The 15629-nt window shown below is 61.5% G+C and carries 15 protein-coding genes; 3 read left to right on the top strand and 12 right to left on the bottom strand.

All coding sequences use genetic code 11. The annotated features are described in order from the left end of the window. Positions 1–13: 13 nt before the first annotated feature. From ubiE to udp, 5 genes are all read right to left on the bottom strand, one after another. Positions 14–769 carry a bifunctional demethylmenaquinone methyltransferase/2-methoxy-6-polyprenyl-1,4-benzoquinol methylase UbiE gene (ubiE, locus tag ACJ8PE_RS22135; RefSeq protein ID WP_004934443.1) on the bottom strand — a complete coding sequence of 252 codons (756 nt, stop codon included), beginning with the start codon at positions 767–769 and terminating at the stop codon, positions 14–16. Between the two features lie 78 nt (positions 770–847). Then, positions 848–2395, bottom strand: a complete 1548-nt coding sequence (gene rmuC / locus ACJ8PE_RS22130; RefSeq protein WP_033644974.1) for a DNA recombination protein RmuC — start codon at positions 2393–2395, stop codon at positions 848–850. A 140-nt stretch (positions 2396–2535) separates the two neighbouring features. After that, the gene (locus ACJ8PE_RS22125) at positions 2536–3066 is read right to left on the bottom strand and encodes a DedA family protein (protein WP_004934438.1); all 531 of its coding nucleotides are present in this window, start codon (positions 3064–3066) and stop codon (positions 2536–2538) included. Positions 3067–3145: 79 nt separating this feature from the next. Beyond that, a complete protein-coding gene (locus tag ACJ8PE_RS22120) occupies positions 3146–3928 on the bottom strand; it encodes a tyrosine-protein phosphatase (protein WP_047573105.1) in 783 nt (260 codons plus the stop codon). Between the two features lie 294 nt (positions 3929–4222). Next, the gene (gene udp, locus ACJ8PE_RS22115) at positions 4223–4984 is read right to left on the bottom strand and encodes a uridine phosphorylase (protein WP_004934432.1); all 762 of its coding nucleotides are present in this window, start codon (positions 4982–4984) and stop codon (positions 4223–4225) included. Positions 4985–5472: 488 nt separating this feature from the next. Here udp and ACJ8PE_RS22110 point away from each other — a divergent pair, with 488 nt between their 5' ends. Further along, positions 5473–6300 carry a dienelactone hydrolase family protein gene (locus ACJ8PE_RS22110; RefSeq protein ID WP_033652652.1) on the top strand — a complete coding sequence of 276 codons (828 nt, stop codon included), beginning with the start codon at positions 5473–5475 and terminating at the stop codon, positions 6298–6300. Between the two features lie 84 nt (positions 6301–6384). On the opposite strand, the gene metE is transcribed toward ACJ8PE_RS22110, so the two are convergent. Then, complete coding sequence (gene metE / locus ACJ8PE_RS22105) at positions 6385–8673, bottom strand: 5-methyltetrahydropteroyltriglutamate--homocysteine S-methyltransferase (protein WP_197792942.1); 2289 nt, start codon at positions 8671–8673, stop codon at positions 6385–6387. A gap of 90 nt (positions 8674–8763) precedes the next feature. Between metE and metR the strand changes: the two genes are divergently transcribed. After that, complete coding sequence (metR, locus tag ACJ8PE_RS22100; RefSeq protein WP_197792943.1) at positions 8764–9708, top strand: HTH-type transcriptional regulator MetR; 945 nt, start codon at positions 8764–8766, stop codon at positions 9706–9708. A gap of 15 nt (positions 9709–9723) precedes the next feature. Here the strand turns inward: metR and ACJ8PE_RS22095 are convergent, their stop codons facing one another. Beyond that, positions 9724–10584 carry a carboxylate/amino acid/amine transporter gene (locus ACJ8PE_RS22095; RefSeq protein WP_197762118.1) on the bottom strand — a complete coding sequence of 287 codons (861 nt, stop codon included), beginning with the start codon at positions 10582–10584 and terminating at the stop codon, positions 9724–9726. A gap of 151 nt (positions 10585–10735) precedes the next feature. On the opposite strand from ACJ8PE_RS22095, the gene ACJ8PE_RS22090 reads away from it, so the two are divergent. Continuing rightward, positions 10736–11065, top strand: coding sequence for a hypothetical protein (locus ACJ8PE_RS22090; protein WP_033652650.1), 330 nt, complete (start codon positions 10736–10738; stop codon positions 11063–11065). On the opposite strand, the gene ACJ8PE_RS22085 is transcribed toward ACJ8PE_RS22090, so the two are convergent. Genes ACJ8PE_RS22085 through ugpA form a run of 5 tightly spaced genes read right to left on the bottom strand, consistent with a single transcriptional unit; the run spans position 11046 to position 15605 of the window. Next, positions 11046–12002, bottom strand: coding sequence for an AEC family transporter (locus ACJ8PE_RS22085; protein WP_197762116.1), 957 nt, complete (start codon positions 12000–12002; stop codon positions 11046–11048). The genes ACJ8PE_RS22090 and ACJ8PE_RS22085 overlap by 20 nt on opposite strands. A 60-nt stretch (positions 12003–12062) precedes the next feature. Further along, on the bottom strand, positions 12063–12800 hold the full coding sequence (ugpQ, locus tag ACJ8PE_RS22080) for a glycerophosphodiester phosphodiesterase (protein ID WP_033644980.1): 738 nt from the start codon (positions 12798–12800) through the stop codon (positions 12063–12065). Further along, on the bottom strand, positions 12800–13870 hold the full coding sequence (locus ACJ8PE_RS22075) for a sn-glycerol-3-phosphate import ATP-binding protein UgpC (protein WP_197762114.1): 1071 nt from the start codon (positions 13868–13870) through the stop codon (positions 12800–12802). Before ACJ8PE_RS22075 ends, ugpQ begins: the two co-directional genes overlap by 1 nt. Positions 13871–13875: 5 nt before the next feature. Continuing rightward, complete coding sequence (ugpE, locus tag ACJ8PE_RS22070; protein WP_004934403.1) at positions 13876–14721, bottom strand: sn-glycerol-3-phosphate ABC transporter permease UgpE; 846 nt, start codon at positions 14719–14721, stop codon at positions 13876–13878. After that, positions 14718–15605 carry a sn-glycerol-3-phosphate ABC transporter permease UgpA gene (ugpA, locus tag ACJ8PE_RS22065; RefSeq protein WP_197792944.1) on the bottom strand — a complete coding sequence of 296 codons (888 nt, stop codon included), beginning with the start codon at positions 15603–15605 and terminating at the stop codon, positions 14718–14720. Before ugpA ends, ugpE begins: the two co-directional genes overlap by 4 nt. Positions 15606–15629: the final 24 nt, after the last annotated feature.

Genomic DNA, 15629 nt, shown 5'->3' with positions numbered 1-15629 from the left:
CGGCATCTCCCTCTCAGAACTTGAAGCCGCGATGCAGGGCGACAATCCCACCGGTCAGGTTGAAATAGGTGACGTTTTCAAAACCGGCGTTGCCCATCATGCCCTTCAGGGTTTCCTGATCGGGGTGCATACGGATCGATTCCGCCAGATAGCGATAGCTGTCCGGATCTTTCACTACCAGCTCGCCGATCTTCGGCAGCACGTGGAAAGAGTATGCGTCGTAAGCTTTGCTCAGCGGCGCCAGCAGCGGTTTGGAGAACTCCAGCACCAACAGGCGGCCGCCCGGCTTCAGCACGCGGAACATCGAACGCAGCGCTTTGTCTTTGTCGGTGACGTTGCGCAGGCCAAAGGAGATGGTGATGCAATCGAAGTAGTTATCCGGGAACGGCAGCGCCTCGGCGTTGGCCTGCACGTAATTGATGTTGCCGACGATGCCGCGATCGCGCAGCTTCTCGCGCCCCATCTTCAGCATCGAATCGTTGATGTCCGCCAGCACCACCTGCCCCTGCTCGCCAACCATGCGGGAGAACTTGGCGGCCAGGTCGCCGGTGCCACCGGCCAGATCCAGCACGCGCTGCCCGCGGCGCACGCCGCTGCAGTCAATGGTGAAACGCTTCCAGATACGGTGGATGCCGAACGACATCAGGTCGTTCATCACGTCATACTTTGCCGCTACCGAATGAAAAACGTCCGCCACCATGGCCTGTTTTTCGTCTCTAGCGACGGTGCGAAAACCGAAATCGGTGGTTTCCTGCGATTGATCTGCCATTGTCCTGCCTGCTATTCAGTCAATTTTGTGTGGATGAGTGTACCAGAAGCCCGAGGAATACCCCACCTCGCCACGGCCTCAGCCGTGCGAAACGAAGCCCGGTTCCCCGGTGGTATCATCATCGTCGTTCGTCTGCGGCAGCGCGGCGACCTCGTCGTCGTTCGCCTCTTCCGCTTCATCGTGTTGCGCGCCGGCTTGCTGCGCCAGCAGCGGGTTTATCGGCCGCTTGACCTCTACCCCCAGCGCGCGGAAACCTTCAATTTGGCCGATAAGATTACCACGGCCTTCGCTCAGTTTGTTCATCGCCTGACGATAACTGCCCTGCGCCTTGTCCAGGCTCTGTCCCAGCGCAGACATATCGTCCACGAACAGCCGCATCTTGTCATACAGTTTCGCCGCGCGCTCGGCGATGCGCTGGGCATTCTGGCTCTGATGCTCATAGCGCCACAGGTTGGTGATGGTACGCAGCGCCACCAGCAACGTGGTCGGGCTGACCAGCATGATGTTGTGCTTGAGCGCTTCGCTGATCAGCTCCGGCTCGCGATCGATAGCCAGCAGGAAGGCCGGCTCGACCGGAATGAACATCAGCACATAGTCCAGCGAACGCAGCCCCGGCAGCTGCTGGTAGTCCTTGCGGCCCAGCATGCGAATGTGGCCGCGCAGCGAAGCGATATGTTCGCTCAGCGCCGCTTCGCGCTCCGCCTCGTCTTCACCGTTGAAATAGCGCTCGTAGGCGATCAGCGACATCTTGGCGTCGATCACGACATCCTTGCCCTGCGGCAGGCGCACGATCACATCGGGCTGCATGCGACTCTGATGATCTACCCGCACGTTGACCTGCGTTTCATACTCGTGCCCTTCGCGCAGGCCGGAGGCCTCCAGCACCCGGCTCAGCACCACTTCGCCCCAGTTGCCCTGGGTCTTGTTGTCGCCTTTCAGCGCCTTGGTGAGGTTGATGGCCTCGCGCGCCATTTGCGCATTCAACTGCTGCAGATTGCGTATCTCGTGCGTCAGCGTGTGGCGCTCACGCGCCTCCTGGCCAAAGCTGTCCTGCACCTGTCGGCGGAAACCGTCCAGCTGTTCGCGCAGCGGCAACAGTAACCGATCCAAACTTTGCTTATTTTGCTCGTCCACCTTGCGGCCGCTGTGTTCAAAAATGCGGTTGGCGAGGTTTTCAAACTGGGTAGTGAGGCGCTGTTCGCTGTTGATCAGCAGACGCTGCTTCTCCTCCGCCGCCATGCGCGTCTCTTCAAGACGGATGGTGACTTCGCGCAGCTCGGCCTCCTGCGCGCTGTTCACCTCGCGCTGGGCGCGCAGCTCTTGGTTGAGCAGCTCGCATTCGTTGCGCCAATGGTTGAGCTGTTGCAGTTTTTCATGCCCGGCCGCCAGCTGGCTGTGCAGGTTACGCAGCTCCAGCTCGTTCTGGCGCGACTGCTGTTCGTGGCGCAGCAGGGCCTCCTGCCGCACGGCCGTCTCCTGCTGCGCCTGCTGCAACGCTTGCTCCAGCAACCGCAGTTCGGTTTCATGTTGCGCGTTCGTCTGCTGCACTCGCAGACTGGCGATCAGCCACCCTAACAGCATGCCGATCGCGACGCCGCCAATCCCATAAATCAGACTGGTATCCACCCTGCCTCCTGTTGCACCTTGCCGTTCCGGCGTTTCGCACGCCCATTGCCCGTCACGTTAAGGGGAGGCTGTATGGATGTCCAGCCTGATTTTGCCCGCCGCGCACAATATTGCGCGGCGCTGCGCAATTTAGCGAGAAATCAGCCCAGCCACTGGCTGAGCCACTTGATGCCGAACGCCCCCGGCGCCAGAATGCCGAACGCCCAGATCATCGCCGACGTGACGTTGGCCAACTGGAAGTAGCGCTGCGGCATGCCGCAAATGCCCCCCACCAGCGGCACCACGGCGCGCAGCGGGCCGAAGAAGCGGCCAATGAAAATGCCCAGCACGCCCCAGCGCTCAAAGAAGGCGTGGCCGCGCGCCAGCAGCTGCGGATTGCGCGACAGCGGCCACATATGGGCCACCCGATCCTGATAGTGGTAGCCGATCCAGTACGAGAGCCAGTCGCCGAAAAACGCCCCGGCGGCGGCGGCGGCCCAAATCGGCCAAAAGGCGATGCCGCTTTCGCCGATCAGCGCGCCCAGCGCCAGCAGGATCACCGTGGCCGGCAGCAGCAGCGACAAAAACGCCAGCGACTCGCCGAACGCCAGGAAGAAGATGATGGGAATGGCCCAGCCTTCGTGCTGACGCACGACGTCGCTGACCCAGTTAATAACGTCATTGAGGCTCAATGCGGGGCTCCTGATACGCGATGGTTCGCCGCCTAGGATAAGCCGGGGCGAGTTAAACCCCGGCTAAACACGCGGCAATTTACTCGAGGTAGAACGCCCGCAGCGCTTCGCGCTGGGCCGCGCCCAGGCCGTATTCCGCTTCCAGCCAGCGGTCGGTGGAGCCGTATTGTTGGCGGATGCAGCCCAGCGCCGTCATCAGGAACTCCTCGCGCGCGCTGAGCACGTAGGCGAATTGCTCCAGCGCCGCCGCATTCAACTTGATAGACAGCTGATCCAGCATCTGCTCGCGGAAAGCGGCCAGCGTGGTTTCGGTCAGCAGATAGTCTTCCAGCACCGTCGCTTCGTCGGCCCCCAGCGCGAACAGCACCAGCGCCGAACCGACCCCGGTGCGATCCTTGCCGACCGCGCAGTGTTGCACGATTGCGCCGCCGCCGGGGTTGCTCAACAGCTGCGCCAACCGCTGATAGGCCGCATTGCCGAACGGCAGGCGGCGATACAGCTCCAGCATGAACGCCCGGGCGTCGAAAGCGGCCAGCGTTTCGTTGGTGAGCTTTTCCAGGTTGGCGTTGACTTCGCTGCTCAGCGGGTTGGCCGGCACGTGGTGATAGTCGGCGCCATTCCACAGAATATCCGGTTTGGCCTGCACTTCGTCGGCATCGCGGTAGTCGAGCACCGAACGCACCGGCACCCCAGCGAGGAAAGTGCAGTCGTTTTCCGTCAGCCGCTCGAGAGAACCGGAGCGGAACAGCAGACCGCGTTTGATGCGGCGCCCGTCGGCCACGCCGTTGCCGCCGAAGTCACGGAAGTTAATGCCGCCGTCGAGCGGCGCAAGCGAAGGATGAAGCAGGATCTGGGCGGTCATAAACGTCCTCGTTGTTTTTGTTATGACAACGCGCGGCAGCCATCGGCGCAGCGCTGAGGAGTATCACCGTAACAGATTAGCCGCGAATGGAAAAACGGACCGCGTCGGCGGCCCGTTCAGTCCGTTGACAAAGGAGGAAAAAACGCGGTTTTTCCTCCTTTGTGGTCATCAGCCGAAAATCAATGAATTGATTTTCCCTGTTTGTTATCCGCTGCTTTCTACAAACCGGGCAATGGCATGAGGTTTGTCATCAATCTCAACGGACCGCGTCGGCGGCCCGTTGAGGGAAGGCGATTACAGCAGACGGCGGGCGGCGTCCACCACGATCTGCACCGCTTTGCTTTCGGTGTTTTTCATGGTCTCGGCGTTCGGGATCTCTTGCTGGGTGCGGTTAACGATCACCCCGGCCACCATGCCGGCGCGCAGGCCCTGGCTGGCGCACATGGTCAGCAGCGTGGCGGATTCCATTTCATAGTTCATCACGCCCATCGCCTGCCATTCTTCCATCGAGCCTTTGAAACGGCTGACCACGCGGCCAGAGTAGGTATCGTAACGTTCCTGGCCCGGATAGAAGGTATCGGAAGAAGCCGTCACGCCAATGTGGGTGGTGGCGCCGCTGGCTTTGGCCGCTTCCACCAGCGCGGTGGTGCAGGCGAAGTCCGCGACCGCCGGGAACTCCATCGGCGCAAAGTGCAGGCTGGCGCCGTCGAGGCGTACCGCTGCCGTAGTCACCAGTACGTCGCCGACGTTGATGTTCGCCTGAATGGCGCCGGTGGTGCCGATACGCAGGAAGGTGCGGATGCCCAGCTGCGCCAGCTCTTCCACCGCGATAGAGGTAGACGGGCCGCCGATGCCGGTGGAGCAGACGATCACCGCCTTGCCATCCAGCTCTGCGCGCCAGGTGGTGAATTCACGATGGGAGGCCAGATGCACCGGATTTTCCATCAGCTTGGCAATTTTCTCTACGCGCTGCGGATCGCCCGGCACGATGGCAAGCTGGGCCCCTTGTAAATCGTTCTTGGTGAGGCCGAGATGAAAAACATCAGACTGAGACATACGAGACTCCTCATGGATCATGTTTATTGGGAGGAACAAAAAAGCACTCTACTGAAAATCGCCGCTTAATTTCGTGACGATAGTCACTATGAAAAGAGAAACAAATTACATACTACATATTTTTTGTGATATTTATCACAAAAAAAGCACTATAAGGCATCCAGAACGCACCGCTAAACCTCAGTCTAGCCGACAAACCTTGCCGCTCCCTGCCCGTTGATTGCCGGCTGAAACTATTTAGCTCATCAATTCGAAATACCCCCATCTTATCGGTTGCTTAGGGACAAAAAAGCCCTCTAACGCACCTTATGGCACTTACGCGGGCCAAAACGCGTAATAACATGATAAAAAGCGCTTAAAAATGCCGTAAAGCCAGATAATTAGCCGTTTTTTATCGACTTGTCCGAAAGTGCGCCACGCAGCGCCAATAATGGGTAATCTTTCCTATAGTTAATCTCAGCGCTTTTTTCTATTGCACGGAGACCGCAATGAAAACCGAACATGTGATGACATTAGAACAGGCTCAGGGAGGATTCGCCCCGGCCGCCGCGCCGGTAGCCGCCTCCGCGATTATCACCGATGAACAGGGCATTCACGCCGGGCAAACGACTATTCCTTCCCAGGGAGACGCGCTGCCGGCCTACGTCGCCAAACCCGCTGACCACAACGGTCCCTTCCCCATCGTGCTGGTGGTGCAGGAAATCTTCGGCGTCCATGAACATATTCAGGATCTGTGCCGTCGTCTGGCCAAACAGGGCTATCTGGCGATTGCCCCCGAGCTCTATTTCCGCCAGGGCGACGCCAACGACTACACCGATATCGGCGAGCTGTTCCAGCAGCTGGTGACCAAGGTGCCGGATCGTCAGGTGCTGTCGGATCTGGATCACGCCGCGCACTGGGCTATCCGCCACGGCGGCGACGCCGGCAAGCTGGCGATCACCGGTTTTTGCTGGGGCGGCCGCATTACCTGGCTGTACGCGGCGCACAACCCGCAGTTAAAAGCGGCCGTCGCCTGGTACGGCAAACTGGTGGGTGAAAAAACGCTGAATTCGCCGAAGCATCCGGTCGATGTCGCCACGCACTTGTCAACGCCGGTGCTGGGGCTGTATGGCGGGCAGGACAGCGGCATTCCGCTGGATACGGTGGAAAACATGCGTCAGGCGATCCGCGCCGCCAACGCCGATGCCGAAATCGTGGTGTATCCTGGCGTCGGGCACGCATTCAACGCCGACTATCGCCCCAGCTACAACGCCGAAGCGGCGGAAGACGGCTGGCAGCGCATGCTGGCGTGGTTCGCCCAGCACGGCGTCAAGTAATCCTCCTCGCATAAAAAAGGGCGCCGAAGCGCCCAATCATCACACCAGTAAATCTATCTGCGGCGGTTTACCCGCCGCACGGCATCACGCGTGCTCGCGCAGGCGCTGCGCCGCCAATACCATGTTGGCCAGCGACTGCCGGGTTTCCGGCCAACCGCGAGTTTTCAGGCCGCAATCGGGGTTGACCCACAGGCGTTCCGCCGGGATGTTCTGCGCCGCTTTACGCAGCAGCGCTTCGATCCATTCCACGCTCGGCACGTTCGGCGAGTGGATATCGTAGACGCCCGGCCCGATTTCGTTCGGGTATTCGAACTCTTTGAAGGCTTCCAGCAGATCCATATCGGAACGCGAGGTCTCGATGGTGATCACGTCGGCGTCCAGCGCGGCGATGGAGTCCATGATGTCGTTGAACTCGCAGTAACACATGTGGGTGTGGATCTGGGTGTCATCCTGCGCCACGGCGGCGTTCAATTTGAAGGCGTCCACCGCCCAGTTCAGGTAGGCGGCCCAGTCGGATTGTCGCAGCGGCAGCCCTTCGCGCAGCGCAGGTTCGTCGACCTGAATGATGCCGATACCGGCTTTTTCCAAATCCTCCACCTCGTCGCGCAGCGCCAGCGCAATCTGCTTGGCGATCACTTCGCGGGTCACGTCTTCACGCGGGAACGACCAGCACAGGATGGTCACCGGCCCGGTCAACATGCCTTTCACCGGCTTGTCGGTCAACGACTGGGCGAATTTGGCCCATTCGACGGTAATGGCTTCCGGACGGCTGACGTCACCGATGATCACCGGCGGCTTCACGCAGCGGGAACCGTAGCTCTGCACCCAACCATTCTGGGTAAACACGAAGCCGTCGAGGTTCTCACCGAAATACTCCACCATGTCGTTGCGCTCGGCTTCACCGTGCACCAGTACGTCCAGCCCGAGGCGCTCCTGCTCGACGATCGCCTGTTTGATGTGCTCACCGATGCTGGTGCGGTAGTTGCTGCCGTCCAAACGGCCCTGTTTGAAGTCCAGACGCAGGCCGCGGATTTCGGTGGTCTGTGGGAACGAGCCGATGGTCGTCGTCGGCCAGGCCGGCAGCTTGAAACGCTCGCGCTGCGCCCTGGCGCGCTCGACGTACACGCTGCGACGTTCGCAGTCCTGCGCGGTGATCGCGGCCAGACGGCGCTCAACCTGTGGGTTATGCACGCGGTTCGACTGGCGACGGGCGCGGATCGGCGCGCTGTAGGCGTCCAGCTCGGCCTGTTTCGTCGCGTCAGGCGCGTTCAGCGCCGAGCTCAACAGCGCCAGCTCGGCGCATTTTTGCAGGGCGAAGGCGAACCAGCTTTTCACTTCTTCGTCCAGACGGCTTTCCACGCTCAGATCGATCGGGCTGTGCAGCAGTGAACAGGAGGTGCCGATCCATAGCGGGCGCTGTCCCACCAGCGGCTGCAGACGTTCGAACCAGCGGCTCAGATCGGCGCGCCAAACGTTGCGGCCGTTGATCACGCCCAGCGACAGCAGCCAGTCTTGCGGCAATGCGGCGCTCAGCGCGGCGATATCGTCATGGCCGGCGACCAGATCGACGTGCAGCCCCTGCACCGGCAGCGTGCGAATGGTGTCGAGGTTGTGGCCGACGCTGTCGAAATACGTGGTCAACAGCAACTTAACCTGCCCCTGCAACGCGTCATACGCCGGTTTGAAGGCGTCCAGCCAGGCTTGCGGCAGCTCCAGCACCAGCGCAGGTTCGTCGATTTGCACCCACTCGACGCCGCGCTTCGCCAGCTCCGCCAGCACCTGCTGGTAAACCGGCAGGATCTCTTTCAGCAGCGACAGGCGGTCGAACGGCTCGCCCTTCACTTTACCCAACCACAGATAGGTCACCGGGCCAAGCAGCACCGGCTTGATGTGATGCCCCAGCGCCAGCGCTTCGTCCACTTCGTCCAGCAGTTGGGTCCAGCCCAGCTTGAACTGCTGGCCTTGCTGGAATTCGGGCACCATGTAGTGATAGTTGGTGTTAAACCATTTGGTCATTTCCGCCGCGGCCGCCGGCTCGCCGGTCGGTGCGCGGCCACGGCCGATGCGGAACAGCGTGTCCAGATCAATAGAGCCATCCGCATTCTGATGGCGCGCCGGCACGTTGCCCAGCAGCAGGCTGGTGGTCAACACATGATCGTACCAGGCGAAATCGCCGACCGGCACCAAATCCACCCCGGCCTGCCGTTGCTGCTGCCAATGACGAGCGCGCAGCTCGCGGCCAACCGCCAACAGCTCTTCCTGCGTTGAGTTGCCGGCCCAGTAGCTTTCCTGAGCTTTTTTCAGTTCACGTCGTAGCCCAACGCGAGGAAAACCCAGTGTGTGATTCAAGATTGCCATCGTCATATTCCCCATTTAGCCGTCCAGATGTTTACACATCCATAATCAGCAGGTACTGTATTAACCACAAGCGCAATTTATTCACTGTCAATGTGAAGGACTCTCATGATCGAACTGAAACATTTACGGACGCTGCAGGCTCTGCGCAACAGCGGTTCGTTGGCGGGGGCGGCGGCCCAACTTCATCAGACGCAGTCTGCCCTGTCGCACCAGTTCAGCGATCTTGAGCAACGTCTGGGCTTCAAGCTGTTCGTGCGCAAGAGCCAGCCCCTACGCTTCACCGCCCAGGGCGAGATCCTGCTGCAGCTGGCGGAACAGGTGCTGCCGCAGATCCAGCAGGCGCTGCAGGCCTGCCACGAGCCGCATCAAACCACGCTGCGCATCGCCATCGAATGCCACAGCTGCATTCAGTGGCTGACGCCGGCGCTGGACAACTTCCGCCAGCGTTTCCCGCAGGTGGTGATGGACTTTACCTCCGGCGTCACTTTCGATCCGCAGCCAGCCCTGCAACAGGGCGAGCTGGATCTGGTGATGACGTCGGATATCCTGCCGCGCAGCGGCCTGCACTATTCGCCGATGTTCGATTTTGAGGTGCGTCTGGTGCTGGCGCCGGATCATCCGCTCGCCGACAAGCCGCACATCGAGCCGGAAGACTTGAGCGATGAAACGCTGTTGATTTACCCGGTGCAACGCCAGCGGCTGGATATCTGGCGGCATTTCCTGCAGCCGGCGGGCGTCAACCCGGCGTTGAAGAACGTCGATAACACGCTGCTGCTGATCCAGATGGTCTCGGCGCGGATGGGGATTGCGGCGCTGCCGCATTGGGTGGTGGAAAGTTTCGAACGGCAGGGGCTGGTGGTGACCAAAACCCTGGGTGACGGCCTGTGGAGCCGCCTGTACGCCGCCGTGCGCGACGGCGAACAGCGCCAGGCGGTGACCGAAGCCTTTATCCGCTCGGCCCGCCAGCACGCCTGCGATCATCTGCCGTTCGTGCGCGACGCGGCACGCCCCGGCGCGACCGGCGCCAAAGCGTTGGCGGCCGGCGTGTAAACTGCCGGCCCTCGTTTAGCCGAGCTGTTTCGGCGCCACCCAGCGGCGGTGCACCCACAGCGAAGCGACGATCACCGCCCCGCCGAGGATAAAGCTCGGCCAGTGCGGCTGCTGCTGCCAAATGGCCAGGTTGACCAACAAGCCGGCCGGCACATGCATGTTGTTCATGATGCCGAGCGTGCCGGCATCGACCTGCGTCGCGCCGTAGTTCCACATGAAGTAACCCAGCCCCGACGCCACCACGCCCAGCCAGATCAGCACGCCCCACTGCAGATTGGTGGTTGGCAGCTGCTGCGGATTGCCCCACAGGAACCAGGCCACCACCGCCACCGCCGCCGCCCCCAGGTAGAACCAGGAAAAGGCGGTGTGCTGCGGCAAGGGGTGCACTTCCATCAGGCGCTTATAGCCGACCATGCCGATGGCGAAGCTGATGTTCGCCGCCTGCACCAGCAACAGCCCCCACCAGAAATGCTCACTCAGCTGGTGATAGCGGATAATCGCCGCGCCCAGCACCGCCAGCAACGCGCTGAAGACATAGCCCCAACGCAGGCGTCGGCCGCTCAGCAAGTCGTAAATCAGCGTGATGTACAGCGGCGTCAGCACGGTGAACAGCAGGAATTCCGGCACCGTCAGGTACAGATAGGCGCGGAAGCTGAACAGATACATGATGCCCAGCTGGAAGGCGCCCACCAGCATATACAGCAGGATCACCTTGAGTTTGATGTTGCGCCAACGCAGAAACGGCAGAAACACCAGCGCCGCCAGCCCGATGCGCACCAGCGCCGAGAATCCGCTGTCGACGTGGCCCGCCAGGTACTCGCCAATCAGGCTGAAAGAAAATGCCCACAGAATGGTGGTTATAACCAAAAGCAGCACGATGGGTTCACCCTAAAAAGACCGAAAGGGCGATTGTAACGGAAGATGCGCACCGCGTTGGTGAAAAGGCGGTTTACATCCGAACAAAAGATAAACTACCGGCAAAATTTCACCGCTGGGTTAGGCTTAATAAAAAGGCGAGGTAACCATCATGAAAACTTCTCACATTCTGTTCGCTCTGCTGTTGCTGCCTGGGTTGGCGGCGGCGGCCAACGGCGTAACCGACCTGCGCTCGCAGCAGCAGTTACTCAACCAAAACAGCCAGCAGGCGCAACAACAGCGCTTGTTGAACAACCGGCAGATGGATCAACGCCGCCTGCAGCAGCAGCGACAGTTCGACAATCAACGGCAACAGCTGTTGCAAACCGCGCCGAACGGCGGGCAACTGCTGCCCAACGGCAACCAGCCGCGCGATCCGTTCAATCGCACCGCGCCGGCGGTGCCGCAGGCGCCGATGCCGGCTACGCCCGCACGCCCATAACGGTGAGGATCAGCGGCGTGGTGATCGCCGCCAGCACGGTGGACATCACCAGACTGGTGGCGGCCGGGCCGGTGAGCGTATTGAACTGGCGCGACATCAGGTAGACGTTCACCCCCACCGCCATTGAGCCCAACAGCACCACCACGCGGGTCTCCATCGGCGGCAGATCCATCATCCAGGCCAGCAGCCAAATTACCAACGGCTGCACCAGCAACTTCAGCACGCAGATAGCGCTGCTCAGCTGCCAGCCTTCGCTGATGCGATACTCCGCCAGGCCCATGCCGAGCACCACCAGCGACAGCGGCGCCGCCACCTGGCCGAGCATGCTGACCGGCCGATCGACGAAGGCCGGCAGCGGCAGGCCGGTCAGGCTGAACAGGGTGCCGGATAAGATGCCGACGATCAGCGGATTGGTCAGCACGCTACGCGCGGTTTTAACGAAACCGCTCAGCGTCGGCGAACCGTTGCGCGCCCATTCGATCGACACCGTCACCAGCGTCCACAGGATCAGGCCGTTGAACACCAGCACCAGCGCCACCGACGGGATCGCCGCCTCCCCCAGCATCACGTTGGCGATCGGCAAGCCGAGCATCACGTTATTGGAGAAAATACCGCCCAGCGCAAACACCGATCCGGCGACGCCATCCAGCCGGAAGAGATGCCGGGCGACGAGGCGGCCGAGCACGAACACCATCAGGCAACTGCCGAAGAACGCGATCAGCAGCCGGGCGTCGACCGCCGGGCGCTGCGAGAAGTCGCACATCATGCGAAACAGCATGGCGGGCAAGGCGAGGGAAAACACGAAGCGCGTCAGGCCATCGGTGATGCTGGCAGGCCATTTCCCCCAGCGAATCAGCCCATAACCCAACGCAATCAGAACAAACAGCGGTAAAGACAGCACGATCTGGTGCCACAGTGACAGGATAAAGCCAGGCATCGCATTCCTTCCGGTGGTGCGGCGGCAAGGCTTGTCGTCGCGGGATTCATCGGTGCCGGATTAAAAATCCGGGCCGATCAAATCTATCCGGTCGGTGCAAATGCAGTCAACGCCCCAGTCGAGCAGCAGGCGCGCGCGATCCGGTTGGTTGACGGTGTACACCAGAATGCGCAGCCCGGCGTCTTTCAACGCTTTTACCCGCTCGGCGGTCAGCGCTTTGTGATCGATATGCAGCGAGACGCAGTCCAGGCGTTCGGTCAGCTCGCGCCAGTTGTCGTCCCAGGCCTCCAGCAGCAGGCCGCGCGGCAAGTCCGGCACGGTGCGTTGCGCCGCCGCCAACGCTTCCACCGAGAAGGAGGAGAGCAGCGGGTCGGTCTGCCCTTGCCACAGCAACCGCGCCGCCAGCGCCACCACCCGCCCGGTTTCATCGTCGCTGCCGGTGGTCGGTTTGATCTCGATATTGGCCATCAGGCCGTGTTCCCGGCAGCGTTCCGCCACCTCCGACAGCAGCGGCAGCCGCTCGCCCTTGAAGGCCGAACTGTACCAGTTGCCGGCGTCCAGCTGCACCAGTTTGTCCCACGGCAGCTCGCCCGCCACGCCCCAACCGTTGCTGGTGCGATCCAGCGTGTCGTCGTGCAGCAGGAAAATTTGCCCGTCCTGCGCCAGCTTGGCGTCGAACTCGATCATCTTGTGGCCGTGGCGCGCGCCGACGTCGATCGCCGCCAGGGTGTTTTCCGGCGCCAGAGAACCGCCGCCGCGGTGGGCGACAATATGAGGGTAAGGCCAGGGTCTCGTCATCAATCCATCCGTAATCCGCTGTGGGTGTCAAAGAAGTGCAGCGCCTGAGCAGGCAGCTGCAAATATAGCGTACTGCCCGCCGTCGGCAAGGTTTCATGCGACAACCGCGCGATCACCCCGTGACCGCCCCACTGGCCGTGCGCCAGATTGTCGGCCCCCAGCAGTTCCAGCGTCTGCAGCTGCAGCGGCACGCCCTGGCCTTGCGCCACCAGCTGAATATGCTCCGGCCGAATGCCCAGCGTCAACTGCCGCCCCGCCCACTGCGGTTTGGCCGCCGGTAACGGCAGCGCCATGCCTTCCGCCAGCAGCAGCTGGCCGCCGTCGGCGCTGAGGGTGCCGGGCAACAGGTTCATCGCCGGCGAGCCGATAAAGCCGGCGACGAACAGCGAAGCCGGCCGCTGATACACTTCGCTCGGGGTGCCGATCTGCTCCGCCACGCCCTTGTTCATTACGATGACCCGCTGCGCCAGCGTCATCGCCTCCACCTGATCGTGGGTCACGTACAGGCTGGTGGTTTTCAGACGGCGGTGCAGCTGTTGCAGCTCCAGACGCATCTGCACCCGCAGCTTGGCGTCCAGGTTGGACAGCGGTTCATCGAACAGGAATACCGCCGGTTCGCGCACGATGGCGCGCCCCATCGCCACGCGCTGGCGCTGGCCGCCGGAAAGTTCGCGCGGTTTGCGCTTGAGCAGCGGTTCCAGCTCCAGGATGCGCGCCGCTTCCTCCACCCGCTGGCGGATATGCTCCTTGCCGAAACCGCGGATCTTGAGGCCGTAAGCCATGTTGTCGTACACGCTCATGTGCGGATAGAGCGCGTAGTTCTGGAACACCATCGCGATGCCGCGATCCTTGGGCTCCAGATCGGTCACGCGCCGGGTATCGATATAGATATCGCCGCTGGTGGTGCGCTCCAGCCCGGCCACCATCCGCAGCAGCGTGGATTTGCCGCAGCCGGACGGGCCGACCATCACGATGAATTCGCCGTCCGCCACATCGAGGTCGATCTGTTTGATCACCGGCGTTTTACCGTCGTAAGACTTGGTGACCGCCTGTAGTTTTAATCCTGCCATCGTCGTTATTTCTCGCTATCAACCAGACCGCGCACAAACCAGCGCTGCATCAGAAGCACCACCGCCAGCGGTGGCAATAAAGTCAGAATCATCGCCGCCATCACCTGGTTCCACTGGGTCGGCGCGCCGGAGGTGGAGATCATGCTCTTGATGCCCGCCACCGCGGTGCCCATCGAAGCGTCGCTGGTGATCAGGATCGGCCACAGATATTGGTTCCAGCCGTAGATAAAAGTGATGACGAACAGCGCCGCCAGATTGGTTTTCGACAGCGGCAACACGATGTCCCAGAAGAAACGCATCGGCCCCGCGCCGTCGATGCGCGCCGCCTCCAGCAGCTCATCCGGCAGCGTCATGAAGAACTGGCGCAGCAGGAAGGTGGCGGTGGCCGAGGCCATCAGCGGCAGCGTCAGGCCGGTATAGCTGTCCAGCAGGTTGAGGTTGGAGATCACCTCCACCGTCGGGAAAATGCGCACCTCCACCGGCAGCATCAGGGTGAGGAAAATCAGCCAGAAAAACAGGCTGCGCAGCGGGAAACGGAAATACACGATGGCGTAAGCCGACAGCACCGACACCGCGATCTTGCCGCAGGTGATCGCCAGCGCCATGATCACGCTGTTGAGCAGCAGCAGCGAGAACGGCACCTTGAGGTTGCCCACGCCGCCCTGCCAGATATTGCGGATGTTCTCCCACAGGTGACCGCCGGGCACCAGCGTCATCGGCACCTGAAACACCTGTTTGTCGTCCAGCGTGGCGGCGACAAAGGCCACGTACAGCGGGAACAGCACCACCAGCACGCCGATAATCAGCATCACATGGCTGAAGATGTCCAGCCCGCGTCGATTCTCAATCATTGGTAGCGCACCTTACGTTCGACAAAGCGGAACTGGATCACCGTCAGGCCGATCACCAGCAGCATCAGAATCACCGACTGCGCGGCAGAGCTGGAGAGATCCAATCCGGCGAAGCCCTCGCGGTAGATCTTGTAGATCAACGAGGTGGTGGACTGCACCGGCCCGCCGCCGGTGGCGGCGTCGATCACCGGGAAAGTATCGAAGAAGGCGTACACCAGATTGACCACCAGCAGGAAGAAACTCACCGGCGCGATCAGCGGCAGCACCAGATGGAAGAAACGCCGCACCGGGCCGGCGCCGTCGATGGCCGCCGCCTCCACCAGCGAGCGCGGGATCGACTGCAGCGCCGCGAGGAAAAACAGGAAGTTATAGCTTATCTGCTGCCATACCGAGGCCAGCACCACCAGGAACATCGCCTGGCCGCTGTTTTGCGCATGGTTCCAGTTATAGCCCAGCTCGTTGAGGAAATGGGTGATCAACCCCAGGCCGGGGTTGAACAGAAAGATCCACAGCACCGCCGCCACCGCCGGCGCCACCGCGTAGGGCAGGATCATCAGCGTGCGATAGAGGCGGCTGCCGCGCAGCACGTAGTCCACCAGCGCGGCAAAGAACAGCGACACCGCCAGCCCGATGCCCGCCACCAGGAAGCTGAAGATCAGCGTGGTGTAGAACGAATCGAGATAGTAAGGATCCTGAAACAGCTGCTTAAAGTTATCCAGCCCGACAAACTGGCTGGACAGGCCGAACGGATCGAGGCTCTGCACCGAATACCACAGCGCCTCGCCGGCGGGCCATAAAAAGAAGACGGCGGTAATCAGCAGCTGCGGCAGCACCAACGCATAGGGCAACCAGCTGCAGCCGAAACCGGGACGGGAAGATGACATAGCAGTTAAACCATTGATCGGGTA

The organism is Serratia sp. CY74737, from assembly GCF_052166775.1.
Taxonomy (GTDB): Bacteria; Pseudomonadota; Gammaproteobacteria; order Enterobacterales; family Enterobacteriaceae; genus Serratia; species Serratia ureilytica.
The sequence above is the reverse complement of the archived record's forward strand: the minus strand, read 5'-3'. Positions and strand labels throughout refer to the sequence as shown.